Origin of the sequence: Sphingomonas sp. CD22 (genome assembly GCF_034556155.1) — a bacterium.
Classification (GTDB): Bacteria; Pseudomonadota; Alphaproteobacteria; order Sphingomonadales; family Sphingomonadaceae; genus Sphingomonas.
The window spans coordinates 296,309-318,459 of the sequence record NZ_JAYDYX010000004.1; the positions used below are offsets into that span (position 1 = coordinate 296,309).

Here is a 22,151-nt window from a genome sequence, read left to right on the forward strand (position 1 = left end):
ATCAACATCCCGATAAGGTCGCGCTATATCGACGGCGATGCTGACCGCGCTGTCCATTCGCGATGTAGTGCTGATCGAGGCGCTCGACCTGGAATTCGGGCACGGGCTCGACGTGCTCACCGGCGAAACCGGGGCGGGCAAGTCGATCCTGCTCGATGCCCTGGGACTGGCGCTCGGCGGGCGCGGCGAGACGGGCCTCGTCCGTCACGGCGCCACCCAGGCGGTCGTCACCGCAACCTTCGATCCACCGAACGGCGCGCTCGCCGCGTTGCTCGACGACAATGGCGTCGAGATCGAACCCGGGGAGCCGTTGCTGGTCCGCCGTATCGTCAAGGCCGACGGCGGCAGCCGCGGCTTCGTCAACAACCAGCCCGCCGGCGCCGCATTGCTGCGCGAGATGGCGCCGATGCTGGTCGAGATCCACGGCCAGCACGACGACCGCGGCCTGCTCAATCCGCGCGGCCATCGCGCCCTGCTCGACGCGTTCGGCCGGGTCGATCCCGGCGACACGGCGCGCGCCTGGACGACGCTGCGCGCGGCGGAGAGCAAGCTGACCGCCGCGCGTGCCGAGATCGAGACGGCGGCGCGGGATCGCGAATGGCTGGAACATGCGGTCGGCGAGCTGACCAAACTCGCCGCCGAGCCCGGTGAGGAGGAAGCGCTGGCCGACAAGCGGCGCGGGATGCAGCGCGCCGAGAAGATCGCCGACGAGCTTTCCGCGATCGACGACTATCTGGAAGGGTCGAACGGCGGCCTCGCACAGCTGCGCCAGGCGGCGCGCGTGCTCGAACGGATCGCCGAGGATCATGCGGCGCTCGGCGAGGCACTCGCGGCGATCGATCGCGCGGTGATCGAGGCGACGGTCGCCGAGGAGCAACTGGCCGAGGCGCGTCGCGACCTCGCCTTTGATCCGCGCGCGCTGGAGGAGGACGAGGCACGATTGTTCGAGCTGCGCGGCATGGCGCGCAAGCATCGCGTCCAGCCCGACGAGCTTGCGGCGCTCACCGACGACCTGCGCATCAAATTGGAACGGCTGGAAGCCGGCGAGGACGGCATCGCGGTATTGGAGACCGCCGTCGCCGCGGCACGAGCCGATTACGACGCCGCCGCCGACATCCTGTCGCGGCGCCGCCATGCGGCCGCCGAACGGCTCGACGCGGCGGTCGCCGGCGAGCTGGCGCCGTTGAAGCTCGATGCGGCGCGGTTCCGCACCGTCGTCGTCACGCATGCGCCCGACGGCTGGTCGTCGCACGGCAAGGACCGGGTCGAGTTCGAGATCGCGACCAACCCCGGCGCACCCTTCGCACCGCTCGCCAAGATCGCATCGGGCGGCGAGTTGTCGCGTTTCATCCTCGCGCTCAAGGTCGCGCTGGCGGAAGAGGGCGGCGCGGCGACGATGATCTTCGACGAGATCGACCGCGGCGTCGGCGGCGCGGTGGCGAGCGCGATCGGCGAGCGGCTGGCGCGGCTTGCCGAACATACCCAATTGCTGGTCGTCACCCATTCGCCGCAGGTCGCGGCGCGTGGCGCCGAACATCTGCTGATCGCCAAGAGCCACGACGGCACGGTGACGCGTACCGGCGTCCGCGTGCTCGACGAGGCGGAACGGCGCGAGGAGATCGCCCGCATGCTGTCGGGCGCCACCGTCACCGACGAGGCGCGCGCGCAGGCGGAACGGCTGCTCGAAGCGGCCTGACCGCGGGGCCGGCGAACCGGCCCCGCGCCACGCCGTCAGATCGCGCCGGTGCCGCCGTTGGCGCCGAACGCACTGCCCGTCGTGAAGCTGTTGCCGCTGTCGGCCAGCGCCACGTAGAGGCCGGCAAGCTCCGCCGGCTGCCCTGCCCGGCCCATCGGCGTGTCCTGCCCGAATTCGTGCATCTTGCCGGGTAGCTGCCCGCCGGCGACCTGCAACGGCGTCCAGATCGGTCCCGGTGCCACCATGTTGACGCGGATACCCTGTTTGCCGAGCTGCTTGGCAAGCGCCTTGGTGAAGATCAGGATCGCGCCCTTGGTCGAGGCGTAATCGAGCAGTTCCTCCTCGGGCGCGACCGAATTGACCGAGCCGGTGTTGATGATCGCCGCACCCGGCTTCATCAGCGGTATCGCCGCCTTGCTGAGGTGGAACATCGCATAGACGTTGGTCTTCATCGTCCGGTCGAATTGCTCGGCGGTGATCTCGGCGATCGATTCCTTCGACTGTTGATAGGCGGCGTTGTTGACGAGGATGTCGATCCCGCCCAGTTCGCGATTGGCGCGGGCGATGAGGTCGCGGCAGAATTTCTCGTCGGTCAGGTCGCCGGGGATCAGCACGACCTTGTGCCCTTCGGCGCGCAACAGCCGCGCGACGTCCTGCGCATCGGGCTCCTCGGTCGGGAAGTAATTGATCGCGACATCCGCCCCCTCGCGCGCGAAGGCGATCACCGCGGCGCGGCCGATGCCCGAATCGCCGCCGGTGACCAGCGCCTTGCGCCCAGTGAGCTTGCCGGAGCCGCGATAGCTCGCCTCGCCGCAATCGGGCACCGGCTTCATCTCGCGCTGCAACGCCGGCCATTTCTGCTTCTGTTCGGGGAACGGCTGGTTGGTGAATTTCGTACGCGGGTCGGCCGGCGCCGCGGCGGGGCCGGTCTGCGCGATCGCCGATCCGGCGACGGCGGCGGCGCCCACGACGGCGGCACCTTTAAACAGGTCGCGGCGGTTGGTCTGATCGGTCATGGCAAAACTCCGGAAGGCGTCGATGAGAAAGCTCCCGCGCGCGCGGATAGTTCATCGCCGGAGGAAGAATATTCGGCATTTACAGCATGATGACGCCCCGACGCGGTCCCGCCGTCGCGCCGAGTCTTGCCCGACCGGCCCTTGCTCCCCTACCCCGCTGCCATGACCGACCTGCCCAAGACCGCGCCGGATGCCGCCGCCGAACTCGAAAAGCTCGCGGCGGAGATCGCCCACCACAATCGGCGCTACCACGGCGAGGATGCGCCGGAGATTTCCGACGCCGCCTATGACGCGCTGGTCCGCCGCAACGCCGCGATCGAGGCGGCCTTCCCAGACCTGGTCCGGGCCGATTCGCCGAACCGGCAGGTCGGCGCCGCCCCGTCGGCGCATCTGGCGAAGGCGCCGCATGCCCGGCCGATGACCAGCCTCGACAATGCGTTCAGCGAAGCGGACGTCGTCGAGTTCGTCGCCCGCATCCGCCGCTTCCTGCGGCTCGATGCGGACGAGCCGGTCCTGCTCACCGCCGAGCCCAAGATCGACGGCCTGTCCTGCTCGCTGCGCTATGTCGACGGCATGCTCGAACAGGCGCTGACCCGCGGCGACGGCCGGATCGGCGAGGACGTCACCGCCAACGTCCGCCATATCGCCGACATCCCGCAACGCCTCCCCGCCGATGCCCCGGCGGTGTTCGAGATCCGCGGTGAGGTCTATATGGCGAAGTCCGATTTCGCCGCGCTCAACCGGCGCCTGCTCGACGAGGCCGAGGACCCCGGCAAGGCGCGCCAGTTCGCCAACCCGCGCAACGCCGCCGCCGGCTCGCTGCGCCAGAAGGATGCACGGGTCACCGCCACCCGGCCGCTGCGCTTCTTCGCCTGGGGATGGGGCGATCACGACACGCTGCCCGAGGCGACGCAGTCGGCGATGATGCAGCATGTCCGCAACTGGGGCTTTCGCGTCGCCGACGACGACCTGATCACGCCGCTGACCCCCAATATCGCCGTCGCCGGCGATGCCGCCGCCGCGCTGCGCACCTATGCGGGGATCGAGGCGCAGCGCGCCGATCTGCCGTTCGACATCGACGGCGTCGTCTACAAGCTCGACCGGCTCGACTGGCAGGAGCGGCTCGGCGTCGTCGGCCGCGTGCCGCGCTGGGCGATCGCGCATAAATTTCCCGCCGAACAGGCGCAGACGACGATGGAGCGGATCGACATCCAGGTCGGCCGCACCGGCGCGCTGACCCCGGTGGCGCGGCTCGCGCCGGTCACCGTCGGCGGCGTGGTCGTGACCAACGCCACGCTCCACAATGCCGACGAGATCGAGCGACTCGGCGTGCGCGAGGGCGATCGCGTCGTCGTCCAGCGCGCCGGCGACGTCATCCCGCAGATCGTCCGCAACCTGACGCCCGAGGCCGACCGCCCCGCCTGGCCCTTCCCCCGCACCTGCCCCGATTGCGGATCGACCGTCGAGCGCGACGAGGGCGAGGTCGTCTATCGCTGCACCGGCGGGCTGATCTGCCCGGCGCAGCGGGTCGAGCGGCTGATCCACTTCGTCTCACGCCACGCCTTCGACATCACCGGGCTCGGCGCGACGCTGATCGAGGCCTTCTTCACCGACGGCCTGATCCAGTCGCCCGCCGACATCTTCCGCCTCACCGAGGACCAGCTCGCCGCGCGCAAGAAGGAGGGGCGGACCTGGGCCGCCAATCTGGTCGCGGCGATCGCAGCCCGTCGCGAGATCGCGCTCGACCGCTTCCTGTTCGCGCTCGGCATCCGCCATGTCGGCGAGATCACCGCGCGCGACCTCGCCCGCCGCTATCGCTCGATCCGGGCGCTCGGCGCGATGCTGCGCCACGCGGTGTTCCTCCACCGCCGGATCGAGCCGGTGATCGGCGAGACCGACCGCAAGTTCGTCCTCCGCCGCGACCGGCTGCTCGTCGCGGCGATCGAGACGCCGGGGATCGGGCCGGAGGTCGCCGGCGCGCTGATCGGCTTCTGCGCCGAGCGTCACAATCGCGACGTCGTCTTCGACCTGCTGCGCGAGGTCCGCCCGACCGATCTGGTCTGGGAAACGCGCGCGTCGCAGGTGAGCGGCAAGACCGTGGTGTTCACCGGCAAGCTCGAAACCCTGTCGCGCGACGAGGCCAAGGCCCAAGCCGAAGCCCTCGGCGCGCGCGTGTCAGGATCGGTGTCGGCGAAGACCGATCTGGTGGTCGCGGGCGCGGATGCGGGGTCGAAACTGAAGAAGGCTGGCGATCTCGGCGTGACGGTGATCAGCGAGGCGCAATGGGCTGAAATCGTGGCCGAAACGGGCTAAGCCCACCGGCATCGGCGTGGCTTTTTTGCAACGCAAAATATCGAAGCATCGCAGCAACATCGTCAAGCTCGCGAATGTCACAAACTCGCAATATTAGACACCCAAGGGCGCGGCAACGGCAAACAGCCGGCCGCGATTCCGAGCAAATGCTCAAAGGGGACTAATTCGATGCGAAACAACCTTCTCCTAGGTGTGGCGGCGGTCGCGCTGATCGCGCCGGCCGCGGCATCGGCGCAGGACACGACAGCAGCGATCCGCGGTACGGTTACCGCCGCTGGCGCGCCGGTTGCCGGAGCCCAGGTCATCATCACCAATGTCCCGACCAACGCCCGTACAACCATCCAGACCGCCGCCGACGGTTCCTTCAGCCAGTCCGGTCTCCAGGCCGGTGGCCCGTACTCCGTCGAGGTAACCAGCCCGCAGGGCAACAAGACCGTCACGGACATCTTCACCGTCGTCCAGCAGGCCTACACGCTGCCGATCGAACTTGCCGAAGCGAACGCCGGAGATACCGGAGAGGATATCGTCGTCACGGCTTCGTCGATCCGCGGCGCCGGAGCGACCTCGGATGGTCCGCAGACTGTGCTGACTCAGGCAGATATTTCAAAGGTGGCCTCGGTCAACCGCGACATCCGTGACATTCAGCGCCGTGACCCGTTCGCGTCGCTCGATCTTGGCAATGGCGGCGATCGCGGTGGTGCGGTCAGCTTCGCCGGCGTCAATCCGCGCTACAACCGCTTCACGATCAACGGCGTCACCGTCGGCGACACGTTCGGCCTCAACCAAGACGCCAGCCCGACCAACCGCGGCCCGGTGCCGTTCGACGCCATCGGCCAGGTCTCCGTCTCGATCGCTCCCTATGATTTCCGCCAGTCCGGTTTCCAGGGGGGCGCGATTGACACTGTGCTGCTTTCGGGCACCAACGAGTTTCATGGCACGGGATTCTACTCGCAGAACACCGACGGCCTGACGGGCGACACCATCGGCAGCACCAAGCAGGTGACGCCGAAGTTCAAGTCAGAAACCTATGGGGCGACGATCCGGGGGCCGCTGATCGCCGACAAGCTTTTCTTCATGGTTTCCGCCGAGCGGAACACGGACCCGCGCCCTTTCTCGACACTGATTGGTTCCTACACCAACCCGGCGGCGGTCAGCAAAGCCGTTAGCGACGTCCTGGCGGTTGCCAACGCCCGCAGCCTCGGCGATGCGGCTGGCGGCATCCTGACGATCAATCCGCGCAAGGACGAAAAGATCACCGGGCGCATCGACTGGAACATCATGGACGGTCAGCGCCTGTCCGTCTCCTATATCAACGCTTATGACTCGCTCGTCAGCCAGAACAACACCTCGGTCACGGCGAATAACCCGACCTATGGCCTGAGTTCGAATGCCTATTCGCTGACCGAATTGCTGCGGGCCGGTATTGTTCAGCTAAACTCGGATTGGACCGATAACTTCTCGACCGAAGCGCGTGCCATCTATAAATACAATTTGCGTGGTCAGGAGCCCCTGAATGGCCGGAGTATCGGTCAGATCCAGGTATGCGACGATGGGGTGTCCCAGGGCACCAATGCCGCCGGCCTGACCGGTTGCAGCACCGGCGTGCCCCGGATCAGCTTCGGCCCAGATAATTCGCGCCAGACCAACCAGCTCTTCTTTGACACCTGGGAAGGTCAGCTGGTCGGGCGATACACGGCGGGCAAGCATCAGGTCCAGGGTCTGATCGACGTCACGCAGAACCGCACCTATAACAATTTCGTCCAGAACAGTCTCGGCTCCTATTACTTCGATTCGGTCGCCGATTTCCAGGCTGGCCGAGCAAATCAGCTCACCTATGCGGCTCCGATCCCCGGCGTGGCCACCGCTGCAGATTTCCGCTACACGCAGTTCACCTTCGGCATGCAGGACGAATGGCAGGTGACCGATGACCTGTCGCTCACTTACGGTGCCCGCTACAGCATGTATGCCCAGGGCGCGCGTCCGGTGTACAATCCGTACTTCCAGCAGCGTTACGGCTACACCAACGTCAAGACGTACAACGGTCTCGATCAGTTCGAACCGCGGATCAGCTTCGACTGGAAGCCATCCGACTTCCTTGGCGGCGGTCTGAAGATCCGCGGCGGTGCGGGTATCTTTGGCGGCGGTTCGCCTGATATCTATCAGTCGAACAGCTTCTCGAACACGATTACCACGAGTTCCGTCGTCATCACGCGCGCCGCACAGGGCAGCAACGCGTGCACGAACAACGTGCCTGCCGACATCTGCGCCGCAGCGCTTAACAACGTCAGCGGCAATGTCCCGGCAGCGGTTGCGGCGTATGCGGCCAACGCCAGCAACCCCACGGCGGTGCAGCGCACCAACACCGGCGCCATCGCGCCCGATTTCCATCTGCCTCGCTCGCTGAAAGCGACCTTGTCAGCAGATTATCGCCTATTCGGCTTCAACATCGGCGGTGATTACTACTATTCGAAGAACATTGACGGCGTGATCTTCACTGATGCTCGGTCGGTGGTGGTCGGCACGCTGCCGGATGGTCGTCCGCGTTATGGCGCGGCGACGACGTTCGCCGACGCGAATTACGACATCCTGGTGAGCAACAGCACCCGAGGCCACAGCCACATCGTCGTCGCACGCTTTGACAAAGCGTTCGATTGGGGCCTGAATTTCGGTGGCAGCTACACCCGCCAATGGGTGTATGACGTCGGCAACGCAACCTCGTCGACGATTAACTCCAATTATCGCAACCAATTCTTTAGCGATCCGAACGAGCCGGCCTACGGTGTCTCGAGTGATCAGATCAAATGGCAGTTCAAGTACAGCCTGGGTTACGATCACGCCTTCTTTGGCGATTACAAGACGCGCATCCAGCTCTTCGGCGAAACGCGCGCCGGACGGGCGTACAGCTATACCTTCCTGGATCCGGCGACGACCCGGTCGTCGGTATTCGGCACCGTGCTGACCAGCAACAACAACACAAACCTGATGTACGTGCCGACTGGTCTCAACGATGCGCGAGTGAGCTACGGGGACACGTCGACTACAACGAATGGCGTTACGACCGTGACCCAGACCGCAGCGCAGGCTGCGCAGGCGTTGGACACGTTCATCAACGCCAATCCCGGTCTGGCCAAGTATCGCGGCATGGTCGTCCCGAAGAACACGGCGCGCAACCGGGCGTTCACCCGGATCGACGTTCATCTTGAGCAGGAACTGCCGACGTTCATTGGCAAGTCGCGCATCTCGATCTTCGCCGATATCAACAACCTGCCGAACCTGCTGAACAAGAATTGGGGTGGCTTGCGCCAGCTTGGCTTCCCTTATGGCGCCTCGCCCGTAACCGTGCAGTGCTTGGTCGCCCCAGGCGGCGCGGTTGCGACCAGCACGGCCCAGCCTTGCGCGCAATATCGCTACAGCTCGTTCACCAGCCCAAGCACACAGACGCTGAACTTCACCCAGTCGCTCTATCAGATCCGCGTCGGCGCCCGCTTCTCCTTCTAAGGACAGCGCCAGCCTCACGGCTCATCGGGCCGCCGCTTCCCCGGAAGCGGCGGCCCTTCTTTTTTGCACCGCCGGCGTCACCCGTGTAGAGACGCCCCGACATGGCGACCCTTCCCGCCCCATCCCGCCCGGCGCTCAACGTGCGTCCGTTCTTCGAGAACAAAAGCCGCGCCTTCTGGACGTTGCAGGCGGTCGGCTGGACCGGCTACCTGCTGCTGCGCGGCGCCTCGACGCTGACCAATCTGTCGCTCGACGCGATCATCCCGGTGATCGTCGAGGCGATCGTCGGTTATTGCGTGACGCTGCTGCTCTCGACCTTCTACGGCTATTTCCGCGGGCTGGCGCGTGCGCCGGGGCTGTTGCTGACCGTCCTCGCCTTCGCCGCGGCAACCTTGTTCTTCGCCTTCCTCGATGCCTTCACCTGGTCGCTGATCCAGAACGGCCAGCCCGGCGTCACGCTGCCGCGGCTGCTCGTCTCCTTCTACGTCGCGTTCACGGTGATGGCGGGGTGGTCGGCGCTGTATTTCGGGATCAATTTCTACCTGATCGTCGAGCAGCAGATCGACGAGATGCAGCATCTCGAAAATCAGGCGTCGTCGGCGCAGCTCGCGATGCTGCGCTACCAGCTCAACCCGCATTTCCTGTTCAACACGCTCAACTCGATCTCGACGTTGGTGCTGCTCAAGCAGACCGAGCGCGCGAATGCGATGCTGAGCCGGTTGTCGTCGTTCCTGCGTTACACGCTCGCCAACGAGCCGACCGCGCACGTCACGGTGGCGCAGGAGGTCGAGACGCTGAAACTCTATCTGGAGATCGAGAAGATGCGGTTCGAGGAGCGATTGCGGCCGGTGTTCGATATCGACCAGGCCGCCGAACGCGCGCGCTTGCCGTCGCTGCTGCTCCAGCCATTGGTCGAGAATGCGATCAAATATGCGGTCAGCACGCAGGAGGAAGGCGCTGAAATCTGCGTTCGCGTGCGGCTCGCCGGGGATCGCGTGCAGATCGGCGTATCCGACACCGGACCGGGTTTGCTCGAAGGCCGGGTGATGCCAAGCCTTTCAACCGGCGTGGGTCTCCCCAATATTAGGGAGCGGCTGATCCAGGCCTATGGCCCGGACCACCGCTTCGAGACGCGTACCGCGCCGGCTGGAGGCTTTTCGGTGGAGATCGAAATTCCCTTCCAGCTCGACGATCTGAGTAGAGAGGCCGCATGACGATCAGAACCATCCTGGTGGACGACGAACCGCTCGCGATCCAGGGATTGGAGCTCCGGCTCCAGGCGCATGATGATATCGAGATCATCGAGAAATGCTCCAACGGCCGCGAGGCGATCCGCGCGATCAAGACGCACAAGCCCGACCTCGTCTTCCTCGACATCCAGATGCCCGGGTTCGACGGCTTTTCGGTGGTGCAGGGGCTGATGGAGGTCGAACCGCCGTTGTTCGTCTTCGTCACCGCCTACTCCGACCATGCGCTGCGTGCGTTCGAGGCGCAGGCGGTGGATTATCTGATGAAGCCGGTCGAGGAGGCGCGGCTCGCCGATACGATCGAGCGGGTGCGGCAGCGATTGTCCGAGAAGCGCGGCGTCGAGGAGGTCGAGAAGCTCAAGGAGGTGCTCGCCGAACACGCGCCGGAAGCGGCGGCGGATATGGTCGAGGGCGGCGACGCGGTCAGCGCCAATCGCTTCGAGAAGCTGATCAACATCAAGGATCGCGGGCAGATCTTCCGTGTCGACGTCGATACGATCGAGCGGATCGATGCGGCCGGTGACTATATGTGCATCTATACCGGCGACAATACGCTGATCCTGCGCGAGACGATGAAGGATCTGGAGAAACGGCTCGATCCGCGGCGCTTCCAGCGGGTGCACCGGTCGACGATCGTCAACCTCGATCTCGTCAAGCAGGTCAAGCCGCATACCAACGGCGAATGCTTCCTGGTGCTCAACTCGGGTGCGAGCGTGAAGGTCAGCCGCAGCTATCGCGACGTGGTCGCGCGCTTCGTGCATTGATGCGGGCGGCGACGGCCTCCATCGGGAGGCCGTCCCCGGGGGGTCAGAGTGCCTTGCGGCCGGTGAAGAGCTGGATCAGGCCGACGATGATCGCGACGACCAGCAGGATGTGGATGAGACCACCGGCGATGTGGAGCGAGAAGCCCAGCAGCCAGAGGATCAGCAGGATTACGGCAATCGTCCACAACATCGTACGGCTTCCCTTCCAAGGCGATCGGCCAACGGGCCGTCGTGGGGAGTAAAACGTTACGCAGGCGTTGCATGTTCCGTTAGCGGATCAACCAACTGAAAAGCGCAGGAATCAGCTGCCGAATGCGGCGCGCGCGCGACCCTCTAGCCAGGCCAGCGCCTCGCCGTGGATGCCGGGTGCGGCGACCATGACGCCGAACGCGGTGGGATCGGGCTTGTTGTAGCGGAGCGGCGCGCCCAGAGCGTCGCTGACCGTCGCACCGGCCTCCGCGGCGATCAGTGCGGCGGCGGCGATGTCCCATTCATTGCCCCAGCGCAGCGTGGTGAGCAGGTCGGCCTCGTCGGCGGCGACCATCGCCATGCGCAGCGCGATCGAATTGGGCTTGTGGACCGCGGTGAGATGGCGATCGATCTTGGGAAGCGCATCGGTCGGCACGCGCGCGCCCGCCAGCATCGTGCGGTCGCCGGCATGGAGCGCGACATCGTTGCGCCACGCCCCCTGCCCCAGCGTCGCATGCCAGCGCTCGTCGCGCGCCGGGGCGTCGAGCACGCCGAGCACCACCTCGCCGGCATCGACCAGCGCCACCGAGACCGCCCAGCCGGGCCGGCCGCGGATATAGTCGCGGGTGCCGTCGATCGGATCGACCACCCAGACGCGCGCGCAGGCGAGACGATCGGGACTGTCGACCGTCTCCTCCGACAGCCAGCCCGCATCGGGCAGCAATCCGGCGAGCCGCGCGCGCAGCATCCGGTCGACGTCGAGATCGACCTCGCACACCGGACTGCCCGGCGTCTTTTCCCAGCGCGCGAAGTCGGTCTGCCAGCGGGCGAGCGCCATCGTCGCCGCCTCGTGCGTCACCGCGATCACCGCGGCGGTCAGGTCGGCGAGCGGCTCAGCCACTCGCGACCGTCATGCCGTCGACCCGCACCGTCGGCACGTTGAGCCCGTGGCGGAATTCGAGATCGTTCGCCGGGGTCAGCGCGAGGAACATATCCTTGAGATTGCCTGCGATGGTGAATTCGGCGACGGGGCCGGCGATCTGCCCGCCGACGATGCGGAAGCCCGCGGCGCCGCGGCTGTAATCGCCGGTGACGCCGTTGATGCCCTGACCGATCAATTCGGTGACATAGACGCCATCGGCGATGTCGGCGATCAGCGTCGCGACGGGCACGATGCCGGCGGCCATATAGAGGTTGCTCGGCGACACGCCGGGGCCGCCGCCGACGCCGCGCGCGGCGTGGCCGGTCGGCTCCAGCCCCAATTGCCGCGCCGACCCGCTGTCGAGCAGCCAGGTCTCCAGCATGCCGTTCTCGACGATCGCGACCGGCGACACCGGCAGCCCCTCGCCGTCGAACGGCCGCGAGCGCAAGCCGTGCGGGCGATGGGGATCATCGCAGATCGACACGCCGTCGGCGAACACCTGCGTGCCGAGCGCGTCGAGCAGGAAGCTGGTCTTGCGCGCGATCGCCTGGCCCGAGATCGCACCGGTGAGGTGGCTGAGCAGCGACGACCCGACGCGCGGGTCGAACACCACCGGCATCGGCCCGCTCGCGATGCGGCCTGGATTGCGACGCGCCACCGCGCGTTCGCCGGCGCGGCGGCCGATCGAGTCGGGGCTGTCGAGATGCGCGCGCTTGCGGGCGGCGTGATGCGCGTAATCGCGTTCCATGCCGGTGGCGGCATCGCCGGCGAGCACGCTGGCCGACAGGCTGTAGGCGGTGGCGGCATAAGCGCCGGCGAAGCCGTGGCTGGTCGCAAGGGCCCAGACCGAGCGCGACGCGCTGGCGCCGCCGCCTTCGCTGTTGGTGACGCCGGGCACCGCGCGGGCGGCATCCTCGGCTTGCAGCGCCCATTCGCGCAACTCGGCCGGGGTCGGCTCGTCGCCGTCGGCAAGGTCGAGCAGCGGCGGCGCGCCGTGCAACAGCCGCTCCTGCGGCGCGAGCCCGGCCCAGCGATCCTCGGGTGCCTCGCGCGCCATCGCGACGGCACGTTCGACCAGGGCGGCGATCGCGTCGGTCGACAGATCGGAGGTCGAGACGCTCGCCGAGCGCTGGCCGACGAAGACGCGCAGGCCGAGTTCCTCGCTTTCCGACCGACCGACATCCTCCAGCGCGCCGAGGCGAACGGAGACGTCGAGCGAGGCATCGGCGGCGAAGACGGCATCGGCGGCGTCGGCTCCGGCGCGGACGGCACGGGCGACGATATCGGCGGCGCGATCGCGCGCCTGATCAGGGGTCAGCATCGCCCCGACTTAGGGGGCCAGCCGGCGGGATGCTAGGCCCCGCAATCGTGACGAATGAAGGCAACATGGACAAGATGGACATCTTAACGGAAACGATCCGCCCCCATCGTTTCCATTTTGGTGCTGATGGGAGGGGAGCGCGCGCGACATGGCGGGGCTTATATAGAGCGTGGCCGGCATGTAGGACATAGCGGGAACGGTCAGCCGGCCGGTGCGACCCCGCCGATAGTCGCACAGAGATCATCGACCAGTCCGTCGACCGCGGCTTCTGCTGCGGCGATCGAGGCGGCGAGGCGATCGTCGCCGAATTCGTCATATTCGATCGCGATGGTCCGGCTCTCCGTCAGGCCGATATAGCCTAGCGGCACCGTCAGCCCGACCTCGACGACGTTCATCGCGGTGAGCCGTCCACCGGGTCCATAGCCGTAATCGCCACGCGCAGTCAGGATGACGAGCCGCTTGCCGGCGGGCAGCATCGGCCAATATGGCTCGCCGTCGCGCGATCGATCGAAGCCGAAGGTGAGGCCGACGCGTACGATGTTGTCGATCCACGCTTTCAACTGCGACGGCACCCCGAAATTGTACATCGGGACGCCGACGACCAGCAGGTCGGCGCCGAGCAGCTCCGCGGTCGGCGCGTCGCTTTCGCACAGGCGCGCGGTCTGCCCGGCGGTGCGACGCTCCGGCGGGGTGAAGCTCGCGTCGATCCAGGCGGCGTCGATGGGGGTAGGCGGATGCGCCGCGACGTCGCGGCGAACCACCACATCCGCGGGCCGCCGCGCCTGCCAGCCGGTGACGAAGCGGTGCGACAATCGGCGACTGTGCGAACCGTGGGGATCATCATCCGAGCGGCCGAACCGAGCGCTCGCGTCGATGTGGAGCAGGCGGCGGGTATCGTCGTGATTGCGCATCGTCTTGTTGTCCTCATCTATCATGCCGCTAATCTATCGCCCCGTCGCGTTGGCGACGAACGCGAATTGCTCAGGAGATAGCTGAGGTGCCTTCATCCATCGGTGGCCGTCGCGATCTTCCGCCGCTGGCCACCCTGCGCGCCTTTGAAGCCGCCGCGCGTCATCTCAGTTTCCGGAACGCGGCGGCCGAACTGGGCGTGACGCCGACCGCGATCAGCCATCAGGTGCGCCTGCTCGAGGAATCGCTCGGTCAGGCGATGTTCGTCCGCCATGTGCGGCGGGTCTCGCTGACCCCGGCGGGGGCGCTGCTCTATCCCGTCTTGTGCGACGGCTTCGACGCGTTCGACCGCTGCCTGACGCAGCTCAGCCGCGGGCGCGCGCGGACGACGGTGGTGGTGTCGGCGACCCGGCTGTTCACCGCGCGGCTGCTCGTTCCGTCGGTGGGCGGCTTCGCGGCGGCATATCCGGCAATCGACCTGCATCTGCATGCGAGCGATCAGGTGGTCGATCTCAACAGCGGCGCTGCGGACATCGCCGTTCGCTATGGTGATGGCCCGTTCGGCGCGCTGATCGCGACACCGTTGCTGGCGGAGAATGTCGGAGTGTTGTGCAGCCCGGCGCTGGGAGTCGCGACGCCCGACGATCTACGGCGCGTACCGCTCCTCCATTCGGAGTGGACCAGCCCGATCGCCGGGCCGGACTGGGCGAGCTGGGCGCGGCTGGCGGGGATCGAAGGGCTGCCGGTCACCGCCGGGCCGCGCTTCACCGACGACGGCCATGCGTTGCAGGCGGCGATTGCCGGACATGGCGCGGTCGTCAGCAGCCTGACGCTGGCGGCACCCGAGATGGCGGCGGGGTTGCTGGTGCATCCTTTCGGCCCGGTGATCGAGGGCGGGGGCTATCATGTTCTCACGACGCGCGCCGTGGCGGCACGGCCGGAGATCGTCGCGGTTCGGGAGTGGCTGGAAGCGGTGACGCGGGGGTAGCGGAGCAACGATCGATCGCGTTCGGGACTCCTGGGCTCCTGCTTTCGCAGGAGCACGGGCGGGTTGGGCCGGGCGGGTAGCGCAATCTTTCGGTGTGATCGGCCGGCGCGATCGATCGTCGCCCCCGTGCGAGCCCCTACCCCGCCGCCGACGTTCCCACGACGACGCACGCCAGGAACATCAGCAGGCCGGCGAAGCGGTTGCTGCGGAAGCGGGCGAGGGCGTTGGCGCCGTCGTCGGGGCGGAGCGTCGCGATCTGCCAGAGGAGATGCACGGCGACCGGGAGCAGCGCGAGCAGTGCGAGCGGGTCGGGGCGGACGCGCCAGACCGCCGCCGACCAGCAGGCGAGCGCCAGCGCGTAGAACAGCGCGGTGCCGCCCCTGACGTGCGCGCCCATGCGCAGCGCCGAGGAGCGGACGCCGATCAGCGCGTCGTCCTCGCGGTCCTGCAACGCGTAGATCGTGTCGTAGCCGATCGTCCAGGCGATGCAGCCGGCGTAGAGCAGCCACATCGGCAGCGACAGGTCGCCCGCCACCTCGCTCCAGCCGACCAACGCCGCCCAGGAGAAGACGAGGCCGAGCCACGCCTGCGGCCACCAGGTGATCCGCTTCATGAAGGGATAGGCGGCGACCGGGGCGAGGCTGGCCAGCGCGACGCCGGCGGCGAGCGGGCGGAGCTGGACCAGCACGACGAGGCCGATCAGGCAGAGCAGGAGCAACCACACCCAGGCGAGCCGCAGCGAGACGAGCCCGCTCGGGATCGGCCGGGCGCGGGTGCGCGCGACCTGCGCGTCGAGGTCGCGGTCGACGATGTCGTTGTAGACGCAGCCGGCGCCGCGCATCGCGATGCTGCCGGCGAGGATCCACAGGATCAGCGGCCAGCGGGTCAGCGTGCCGCCGGCGAGCGCCACCGCCCAGGCGCCCGGCCAGAACAGCAGCCACCAGCCGATCGGCCGGTCGAGCCGGGCGAGCAGCGCGAGGCCACGTGCGGTCGGCGGGAGGCGGCCGACGAGGCCGCGGTGTTCGCTGTCGGGGACGATCTCGGCTGACATGGCCCGCCTTTGCCGCGCAATCGCCGCCGCGGGCAAGGGCGCGGACGTGCTTTTGCCTCGCCAAGCCGGCGAAACTGCGCCAATCGCGGGGCATGATCGGGTTGTCGGTAGCGGTGGGACGGTTCGTGGAGGCGCTCTTCTGGGCGATCCTGCGCGTCGCCGGCGTCGTGACGATGGCGGTCGTCGCGGTGGCGGCGGCGGCGTTGCTCGCCTGGATCGTCGCACGCAAGCTGTGGGCGCGGCAGCGGCGCCGCAAGGGAGGATCATGACCGCCACCCCCGCCTGGCCGCCGCAATCGACGCCGCGGCTGTTCGTCGAGACCGAGCTGACGCCGGGGCCGCTGCGCATCGACGGGCCGGCGGCGCATTATCTCGTCGCGGTGATGCGGATGGCGCCGGGCGATCCGGTCAAATTGTTCGACGACGTCACCGGCGAATGGCTCGCCACCGCCGCCAGCGTCGGCAAGCGCGATCTGATTGTCGACGTGTCTACACGGCTGCGGCCGCGCGAGCCGGTGCCCGATCTGTGGCTGTGCGCGGCGCCGCTGAAGAAGGGGCGGATCGACTGGCTGGTCGAGAAGGCGTGCGAGCTGGGCGTCGACCGGCTGGTGCCGGTGGTGACGCAGCGCACGATCGTCGACCGGCCCAAGCTCGACCGGCTGCGCAGCCATATGATCGAGGCGGCCGAGCAATGCGCGCGCACCGCGCTGCCGGTGCTGGCCGAGTCGGTGAAGCTGGCGGCGTTGCTGCGCGACTGGCCGGCGGAGCGCGTGCTGTTCTTCGCGGACGAGACCGGCGGCGTTCCGGCCTTCGCGGCGATGCAGGCACGACGCGGGCCGGCGGCGATCCTGATCGGGCCGGAAGGCGGCTTCACCGAGGAGGAACGCGGGACGATCCGTGCGCTGCCGCAGGCGGTGGGGGTGGCGCTGGGGCCGCGGATCCTGCGCGCCGACACCGCGGCGGCGGCGGCGGTTTCGCTGTGGATGGCGGCTTGCGGGGACTGGCAGGAAGACTGACTGGCGCAGCCGTTCATCCGCGCGTAAGGGCGCGATCATGACGACCACGACCGATACCGCCAAGACGTCGCCGATCATCGAATCGCGCGACCAATTGATCGCCAGCTTCGCCCGCGGCGAGAAGCCGGCCGAACGCTGGCGGATCGGCACCGAGCATGAGAAATTCGTCTATCGGCTGAGCGACCACGGCGCGCCGAGCTGGGACGAGCCGGGCGGCATCCGCGACCTGCTCCACGCGCTCCAGCCTTATGGCTGGCAGCCGGTCGAGGAAGGCGGCAAGATCATCGCGCTCAACGGCGCCGACGGCAGCGTCAGCCTGGAGCCCGCCGGGCAGTTCGAGCTGTCGGGCGCGCCGCTGGAGACGCTGCACCAGACCTGCGCCGAGACCGGGCGGCATCTGGAGCAGGTGAAGGCGGCAGGCGAAAAGCTCGGCATCGGCTTCCTCGGGCTCGGCATGTGGCCGGACAAGCGCCGCGACGAGCTGCCGATCATGCCCAAGGGCCGCTATGCGATCATGCTGCGCCATATGCCGCGCGTCGGCAGCATGGGGCTCGACATGATGCTGCGCACCTGCACGATCCAGGTGAACCTCGATTACGCGTCGGAAGCCGACATGGTGAAGAAGTTCCGCGTCGGGCTGGCGTTGCAGCCGCTGGCGACCGCTTTGTTCGCCAATTCGCCGTTCACCGAGGGCAAGCCCAACGGTCTCCTGTCGTACCGCAGCCATATCTGGTCGGACACCGATCCGGCGCGCACCGGCATGCTGCCGTTCGTGTTCGAGGACGGCTTCGGTTACGAACGCTACGCCGATTACATGCTCGATGTGCCGATGTACTTCGTCTATCGCGATGGACGCTATATCGATGCGGCCGGATTGTCGTTCCGCGACTTCCTCAAGGGCGAACTCAGCGTCCTGCCCGGCGAGAAGCCGAGCCTCGACGATTGGAACGACCATCTGTCGACCGCCTTCCCGGAGGTGCGGCTCAAGACCTTCCTCGAGATGCGCGGTGCCGACGGCGGGCCGTGGAACAAGATCTGCGCGCTGCCCGCCTTCTGGGTCGGGCTGCTCTACGACCAGGGCGCGCTCGACGCGGCGTGGGACCTCGTCAAGGACTGGTCGATGGAGGATCGCGAGGCGCTGCGCTCGGCGGTGCCGAAGCTGGCGCTCGACGCGCCGCTGCCGGGTGGCGGCAGGCTCGGCGATATCGCCGGGCAGGTGCTCGACATCGCGCATGCCGGGCTCGCCGCGCGGGCCCGCGGCAACGGCATGGGCGACAACGAGACCGGCTTCCTGGACCCGCTGCGCGAGGTGGTGCGATCGGGCAAGGTGCCCGCGCAGGTGCTGCTCGACCGCTATCACGGCGAATGGGCGGGCGACCTGTCGCGGGTCTATGCCGAGGCGAGCTTCTAACCCTCAGTCGAGCCCCAGTGCCGCGCGCGCGACGCGTTCGACCTCGGGGTCGAGCGCCGGCGGGCTCATGTCGACGTTCGCCTCGAGATGATCGGCGATCGCGGTGAGGGCGTGGATGCGCGCGGCCTTCTTGTCGTTGCCGTTGATGACCGTCCAGGGCGCGCCGCCGGTGTCGGTGCGCGCGAACATGTCGTGCATCGCCGCCAGATAGTCGGGGCGGCGGGCGCGGTTGCGGTAATCGTCGAGGCCGGTCTTCCAATGTTTCCAGGGGTCTTCGAGCCGGTCTTCGAGCCGGCGGTCCTGCTCCGCCTGCGAGACGTGGACGAACAGCTTGATCAGCGTGGTGCCGCCGGCGATCAGATCGGCTTCGAAGGCGTTGATCTCCTCAAAAGCGCGATGCCAGTCGGCCTCGCTGGCATAGCCCTCGACGCGCTCGACGAGGACGCGGCCGTACCAGCTGCGGTCGAAGATCGCGATGTCGCCCGGCGCGGGCAGCGCGCGGCGGAAGCGCCAGAGGAAATCGTGCGCCTTCTCCTCGTCGGTCGGCGCGGCGATCGGGTGGACGGCGAAATGGCGCGGGTCCCAGCCGGCGGTGAGACGCTGGATGATGCCGCCCTTCCCCGCCGCGTCCCAGCCTTCGAACATCACGACGGCGCGGCGATCGTGGACGATATGCGCGACGAGGATGCGTTCCAGCCGCTCCTGCAGCGCGGCCAGATCGCGCTTGTAATGGCCCTTGTAGGGCTTGGTCTTCTCGAAGCCGGCTAAATCGATCACGCACATCCTCCTGTCGGGGCAATGCAGGATCGAACGCATCAGTCGCGCGCGCGGCGCAGCCGGCGTGAGAAATAGCGCGGGTCAGTCGGTCGGGCCGTGCCAGTCGATCCACGCGCCATAAGCGTGGCAGGTGGCGAGATGATGCGTAATGCCGTCCGGCCAGACGGTCAGCGACAGATGGACGGCATCGCGCGCGGGGGTCCATTCGAAGGCGACGCGTGCGAGCGGACGCGTCGCGGTGGCCGTCGCGCCTGCCGCGCGGAACGCCGCCTCGACGGTGTGGCGGCGGGCGGGATCGAGATATTGCAGCGCCATCGAATGGACGATGATCCGGCAGCGCCCCTGCGGCTGCGGCGCGGCGAGCTGTTCGGGCAGCCAGAGCGCGATATCGCCCGCGTCGACCTGCGGCGGCCGGGCGCGCGCGATCGCCAGCGCCGCGGCGAGCCGGTCGGCGCGCGCGTGCTGATCGGCCCAGATAAACGCCATCAGCCGTGCGCAGGCGGCGGCATCGGTGACGTCGAGCGGGCGCAAATCGACCCCGCGCGCCGAGACGATCTCGACCGGGCGGACCGCTGGCGGGGGCCCGCGCCACTCCGGCGCGACGCGCACCGGCGATCCCGCCAGGCCGACGGCGCGGCCGCCGAGATCATAAGCGTAGCGGTCGAGATTGAGGTTGAGCCCGGCGCTGGCACCGAGTTCGCGCAGTTCGCAGGGCATGTCGTGATGCGCGCGCGCGACCATCAACGCCGCCATGATCGCCGCGGTGCGGCCGACCTCGTTGGTCTGCGGCGGGTCACGCATCCATTCGACGATGACGTCGTCCGCCACCGCCAGCGCCTCGCCGATGACGCGGTCGAAGTCGCCCGCCCGATCGCGGTACAGCGCGGCGAGCGCGGGCAAGGTGTCGCCGCGTGCCACCGCATGCAGCGCGGCGTTGAAGCGCATCGCCAGCGCATCGGCGGCGACGTCGCGCGGCCAGGCGGCGATCAGCGCGGCGGTGCGCGGCGCGCGATGCAACTGCCGCTCCGCCGCCTCCAGCACCGTGGCGACGAAGGTCGACCCCATCTCACGCACCGCGGCGGCCTGCCGCCGCAGCGGGCCGCGGTCAGCGGCGCTGTCGGGCACGTCGATCATGCTGGTCAGGAGCGTCAAAACGTGTCCCAATCACCGTTGGCGACGAGGCGCGGGCGCGCCGCCGCCTTGGGCAGTCGGCCGACCTTGGGCTTGGACGGGGTTAGAACCCGCACCGGCGGCGGCGGCGGTGGTGGTGCCGCGAGCGCCGGTTCATGATCGATGACGAAGGCGCCGACCGACTGGTTGAGGTGTTCCGCCTCCGCCGCCAGCCGCCGTGCCGCCGCCGAGGTCTCCTCGACCATCGCGGCATTCTCCTGCGTCATCGTATCCATTTCGCTGATCGCGACGTTGATCTGGCCGAGGCTCTTGGCCTGCTGATCGGAGGATTGCGCGATCGCATCGATCGCGACGCTGACCGTGCCGACGCGGTCGATGATCCGCGCCAGCGCCTGGCCGGTCTGATCGACCAGATTGACGCCGGTGCGGATATGCGCGGAGGCGGAGGTCACCTTGTTCTTCACCTCGGTGGCGGCATTGGCGGAACGTTGCGCGAGCGCGCGCACCTCCTGCGCGACGACCGCGAAGCCGCGGCCCGCATCGCCCGCCCGCGCCGCCTCGACCCCGGCATTGAGCGCGAGGAGGTTGGTCTGGAAGGCGATGCCGTCGATCAGGCTGATGATCTCGGCGATCTCCTTGCTCGCCTTTTCGATGCCGTGCATCGCGCCGATCGCCTCCTTGACGACCGCGCCGCCGCGCTCGGCCTCGCCGCGCGTCTCGGTCATCGAGCCGCTCGCGCCGATCGCCGCGCCGGCACCCTCGCGGATCGACTTGGTGACCTCGTCGAGCGCGGCGGCGGATTGCTCGATCGCTGCCGCCTGCTGTTCGGTGCGCTGCGACAGGTCGAGCGTCGCGCGGCTGATCTCCTCCGAATTGTGCTTGATCGCCTGCACGCCCCCCCGCACCTCGCCGAGCACGCGCGACAGGCTGGAGGTGGCGCCGTTGAAATCGCGCGACAGGCTCTGGAAGGTCTCGGGCACGTCGGTGATGCGGACGGTGAGGTCGGCCTCCGCCAGACGATGCAGCGCCTCGCCGATCGTCTCGCGCGCCGCGTCGCGGTCGCGATCGTCGGCGAGCTTGGCCTTGGCAGCGTCGCGGAAGACGGTCACCGCGCGCGCCATGTCGCCGAGCTCGTCGGTCCGATCGGTGGCGGTGATCGCGATGTCGTGACGCCCCTTGGCGAGGTCGGCCATCGCCGCGGTCAGCGCGGTGATCGGCCGGGCGATCTGGCTGCTCAGCATCATCGCGAGCGTGATGGCGATGCCGATCAGCGCGATCCCACCGATCACCAGCGTGATCAGCGCGGTGCGGATCGCGCCGTCCTGGCTGGCGGCGTTGCTCTCCATCTCCTCGGTCTCGGCGCTGCGCAGGTCGCGCAGCGGCAGCGCGACCTTGCTGACCAGCACCTTGTCGCCGGCGGCACGCACTGCCGCCTCGGCCTCCTCGCGGCGGCCGGCCTTGACCCAGCCGATCAGCCGGTCGCCCCAGTCGCGCCGCCACGCGAGCGCGGCGCGATCGGCGGTACGCACCTGATCGAGCTTGACGGGATCGGTGAGCAGCCGCTGGAGGGCGACGGCGGTGTCGTCGAACTCCTTGCGCCCTTCGTTATAGGATTTGAGGTAGCTCGGGTCGCCGGTGACCAGGAAGCCGCGGAACTGGCTGTTCTGCCGCAGCATCGACGTCTCCAGCGTCAGCGCCTTGGCGTAGATCGTCTGGCTGACGTTGTTGCGCTCGGTCGAGCGCTGGATCGACATGATGTTGGCGAAGAACACCAGCATCACGACCGCGGCGGAGGCGTTGATCGCCAGAAAGGAGAGGCCGAGCTTGCGCGGTATCTTCATGGTCGTCGTTCCTTCGGGGGCAGGATGAGAGCGATCTCACGTCGCCGGCTGGCGCTGTGCCG

Annotated in this window: 18 protein-coding genes; 9 read left to right on the plus strand and 9 right to left on the minus strand. The window is 68.1% G+C overall.

Annotation, left to right across the window (positions count from 1 at the left end; genetic code table 11):
- The first annotated feature begins 37 nt into the window (after positions 1 to 37).
- Complete coding sequence (gene recN, locus SFC76_RS10070; RefSeq protein WP_322849340.1) at positions 38 to 1,696, plus strand: DNA repair protein RecN; 1,659 nt, start codon at positions 38 to 40, stop codon at positions 1,694 to 1,696.
- A 35-nt stretch (positions 1,697 to 1,731) separates the two neighbouring features.
- Here the strand turns inward: recN and SFC76_RS10075 are convergent, their stop codons facing one another.
- Positions 1,732 to 2,712, minus strand: coding sequence for an SDR family oxidoreductase (locus SFC76_RS10075; RefSeq protein WP_322849341.1), 981 nt, complete (start codon positions 2,710 to 2,712; stop codon positions 1,732 to 1,734).
- Between the two features lie 162 nt (positions 2,713 to 2,874).
- Here SFC76_RS10075 and ligA point away from each other — a divergent pair, with 162 nt between their 5' ends.
- The 4 genes from ligA (at position 2,875) to SFC76_RS10095 (ending at position 10,534) form a co-directional block, all read left to right on the plus strand.
- On the plus strand, positions 2,875 to 5,025 hold the full coding sequence (gene ligA, locus SFC76_RS10080; protein WP_322849342.1) for an NAD-dependent DNA ligase LigA: 2,151 nt from the start codon (positions 2,875 to 2,877) through the stop codon (positions 5,023 to 5,025).
- Between the two features lie 168 nt (positions 5,026 to 5,193).
- On the plus strand, positions 5,194 to 8,523 hold the full coding sequence (locus tag SFC76_RS10085) for a TonB-dependent receptor (RefSeq protein WP_322849343.1): 3,330 nt from the start codon (positions 5,194 to 5,196) through the stop codon (positions 8,521 to 8,523).
- 101 nt (positions 8,524 to 8,624) lie between these two features.
- On the plus strand, positions 8,625 to 9,737 hold the full coding sequence (locus SFC76_RS10090) for a sensor histidine kinase (RefSeq protein ID WP_322849344.1): 1,113 nt from the start codon (positions 8,625 to 8,627) through the stop codon (positions 9,735 to 9,737).
- Positions 9,734 to 10,534 (plus strand): LytR/AlgR family response regulator transcription factor, encoded by an 801-nt coding sequence (locus tag SFC76_RS10095; RefSeq protein ID WP_038659443.1) that lies wholly within the window; start codon positions 9,734 to 9,736, stop codon positions 10,532 to 10,534. Before SFC76_RS10090 ends, SFC76_RS10095 begins: the two co-directional genes overlap by 4 nt.
- Before the next feature lie 43 nt (positions 10,535 to 10,577).
- Here SFC76_RS10095 and SFC76_RS10100 read toward each other — a convergent pair whose 3' ends face one another.
- The 4 genes from SFC76_RS10100 to SFC76_RS10115 all read right to left on the minus strand — a co-directional run bounded on the left by SFC76_RS10100 (position 10,578) and on the right by SFC76_RS10115 (position 13,901).
- Complete coding sequence (locus SFC76_RS10100; protein ID WP_137897336.1) at positions 10,578 to 10,724, minus strand: lmo0937 family membrane protein; 147 nt, start codon at positions 10,722 to 10,724, stop codon at positions 10,578 to 10,580.
- A gap of 111 nt (positions 10,725 to 10,835) precedes the next feature.
- Positions 10,836 to 11,624, minus strand: a complete 789-nt coding sequence (locus SFC76_RS10105; protein ID WP_322849345.1) for a 3'(2'),5'-bisphosphate nucleotidase CysQ — start codon at positions 11,622 to 11,624, stop codon at positions 10,836 to 10,838.
- Positions 11,617 to 12,966 carry a TldD/PmbA family protein gene (locus SFC76_RS10110; RefSeq protein WP_322849346.1) on the minus strand — a complete coding sequence of 450 codons (1,350 nt, stop codon included), beginning with the start codon at positions 12,964 to 12,966 and terminating at the stop codon, positions 11,617 to 11,619. The genes SFC76_RS10105 and SFC76_RS10110 overlap by 8 nt, the downstream gene beginning before the upstream one ends.
- A gap of 200 nt (positions 12,967 to 13,166) precedes the next feature.
- Positions 13,167 to 13,901 (minus strand): FMN-dependent NADH-azoreductase, encoded by a 735-nt coding sequence (locus SFC76_RS10115; RefSeq protein WP_322849347.1) that lies wholly within the window; start codon positions 13,899 to 13,901, stop codon positions 13,167 to 13,169.
- A gap of 62 nt (positions 13,902 to 13,963) precedes the next feature.
- Between SFC76_RS10115 and SFC76_RS10120 the strand changes: the two genes are divergently transcribed.
- Positions 13,964 to 14,863, plus strand: coding sequence for a LysR substrate-binding domain-containing protein (locus SFC76_RS10120; RefSeq protein WP_322849348.1), 900 nt, complete (start codon positions 13,964 to 13,966; stop codon positions 14,861 to 14,863).
- A gap of 136 nt (positions 14,864 to 14,999) precedes the next feature.
- Here the strand turns inward: SFC76_RS10120 and ubiA are convergent, their stop codons facing one another.
- On the minus strand, positions 15,000 to 15,914 hold the full coding sequence (gene ubiA / locus SFC76_RS10125; protein WP_322849349.1) for a 4-hydroxybenzoate octaprenyltransferase: 915 nt from the start codon (positions 15,912 to 15,914) through the stop codon (positions 15,000 to 15,002).
- A 92-nt stretch (positions 15,915 to 16,006) separates the two neighbouring features.
- Between ubiA and SFC76_RS10130 the strand changes: the two genes are divergently transcribed.
- Genes SFC76_RS10130 through SFC76_RS10140 form a run of 3 tightly spaced genes read left to right on the plus strand, consistent with a single transcriptional unit; the run spans position 16,007 to position 18,340 of the window.
- A complete protein-coding gene (locus SFC76_RS10130) occupies positions 16,007 to 16,183 on the plus strand; it encodes a hypothetical protein (protein WP_322849350.1) in 177 nt (58 codons plus the stop codon).
- Positions 16,180 to 16,929 (plus strand): 16S rRNA (uracil(1498)-N(3))-methyltransferase, encoded by a 750-nt coding sequence (locus tag SFC76_RS10135; RefSeq protein WP_322849351.1) that lies wholly within the window; start codon positions 16,180 to 16,182, stop codon positions 16,927 to 16,929. Before SFC76_RS10130 ends, SFC76_RS10135 begins: the two co-directional genes overlap by 4 nt.
- Positions 16,930 to 16,966: 37 nt before the next feature.
- On the plus strand, positions 16,967 to 18,340 hold the full coding sequence (locus SFC76_RS10140) for a glutamate--cysteine ligase (RefSeq protein ID WP_322849352.1): 1,374 nt from the start codon (positions 16,967 to 16,969) through the stop codon (positions 18,338 to 18,340).
- Positions 18,341 to 18,343: 3 nt separating this feature from the next.
- On the opposite strand, the gene SFC76_RS10145 is transcribed toward SFC76_RS10140, so the two are convergent.
- From SFC76_RS10145 to SFC76_RS10155, 3 genes are all read right to left on the minus strand, one after another.
- The gene (locus SFC76_RS10145; RefSeq protein ID WP_322849353.1) at positions 18,344 to 19,117 is read right to left on the minus strand and encodes a polyphosphate kinase; all 774 of its coding nucleotides are present in this window, start codon (positions 19,115 to 19,117) and stop codon (positions 18,344 to 18,346) included.
- An 81-nt stretch (positions 19,118 to 19,198) separates the two neighbouring features.
- Positions 19,199 to 20,269 carry a DUF2332 domain-containing protein gene (locus SFC76_RS10150; RefSeq protein WP_322849354.1) on the minus strand — a complete coding sequence of 357 codons (1,071 nt, stop codon included), beginning with the start codon at positions 20,267 to 20,269 and terminating at the stop codon, positions 19,199 to 19,201.
- The gene (locus SFC76_RS10155; protein ID WP_322849355.1) at positions 20,266 to 22,089 is read right to left on the minus strand and encodes a methyl-accepting chemotaxis protein; all 1,824 of its coding nucleotides are present in this window, start codon (positions 22,087 to 22,089) and stop codon (positions 20,266 to 20,268) included. The genes SFC76_RS10150 and SFC76_RS10155 overlap by 4 nt, the downstream gene beginning before the upstream one ends.
- Between the last annotated feature and the right edge of the window lie 62 nt (positions 22,090 to 22,151).

Excerpts from the sequence above, each read along its gene's own strand:
- recN (WP_322849340.1), top strand. The coding sequence starts at position 38 with ATGCTGACCGCGCTGTCCATTCGCGATGTAGTGCTGATCGAGGCGCTC.
- SFC76_RS10075 (WP_322849341.1), bottom strand. The coding sequence starts at position 2,712 with ATGACCGATCAGACCAACCGCCGCGACCTGTTTAAAGGTGCCGCCGTC.
- ligA (WP_322849342.1), top strand. The coding sequence starts at position 2,875 with ATGACCGACCTGCCCAAGACCGCGCCGGATGCCGCCGCCGAACTCGAA.
- SFC76_RS10085 (WP_322849343.1), top strand. The coding sequence starts at position 5,194 with ATGCGAAACAACCTTCTCCTAGGTGTGGCGGCGGTCGCGCTGATCGCG.
- SFC76_RS10090 (WP_322849344.1), top strand. The coding sequence starts at position 8,625 with ATGGCGACCCTTCCCGCCCCATCCCGCCCGGCGCTCAACGTGCGTCCG.
- SFC76_RS10095 (WP_038659443.1), top strand. The coding sequence starts at position 9,734 with ATGACGATCAGAACCATCCTGGTGGACGACGAACCGCTCGCGATCCAG.
- SFC76_RS10100 (WP_137897336.1), bottom strand. The coding sequence starts at position 10,724 with ATGTTGTGGACGATTGCCGTAATCCTGCTGATCCTCTGGCTGCTGGGC.
- SFC76_RS10110 (WP_322849346.1), bottom strand. The coding sequence starts at position 12,966 with ATGCTGACCCCTGATCAGGCGCGCGATCGCGCCGCCGATATCGTCGCC.
- SFC76_RS10115 (WP_322849347.1), bottom strand. The coding sequence starts at position 13,901 with ATGATAGATGAGGACAACAAGACGATGCGCAATCACGACGATACCCGC.
- ubiA (WP_322849349.1), bottom strand. The coding sequence starts at position 15,914 with ATGTCAGCCGAGATCGTCCCCGACAGCGAACACCGCGGCCTCGTCGGC.
- SFC76_RS10130 (WP_322849350.1), top strand. The coding sequence starts at position 16,007 with ATGATCGGGTTGTCGGTAGCGGTGGGACGGTTCGTGGAGGCGCTCTTC.
- SFC76_RS10135 (WP_322849351.1), top strand. The coding sequence starts at position 16,180 with ATGACCGCCACCCCCGCCTGGCCGCCGCAATCGACGCCGCGGCTGTTC.
- SFC76_RS10140 (WP_322849352.1), top strand. The coding sequence starts at position 16,967 with ATGACGACCACGACCGATACCGCCAAGACGTCGCCGATCATCGAATCG.
- SFC76_RS10155 (WP_322849355.1), bottom strand. The coding sequence starts at position 22,089 with ATGAAGATACCGCGCAAGCTCGGCCTCTCCTTTCTGGCGATCAACGCC.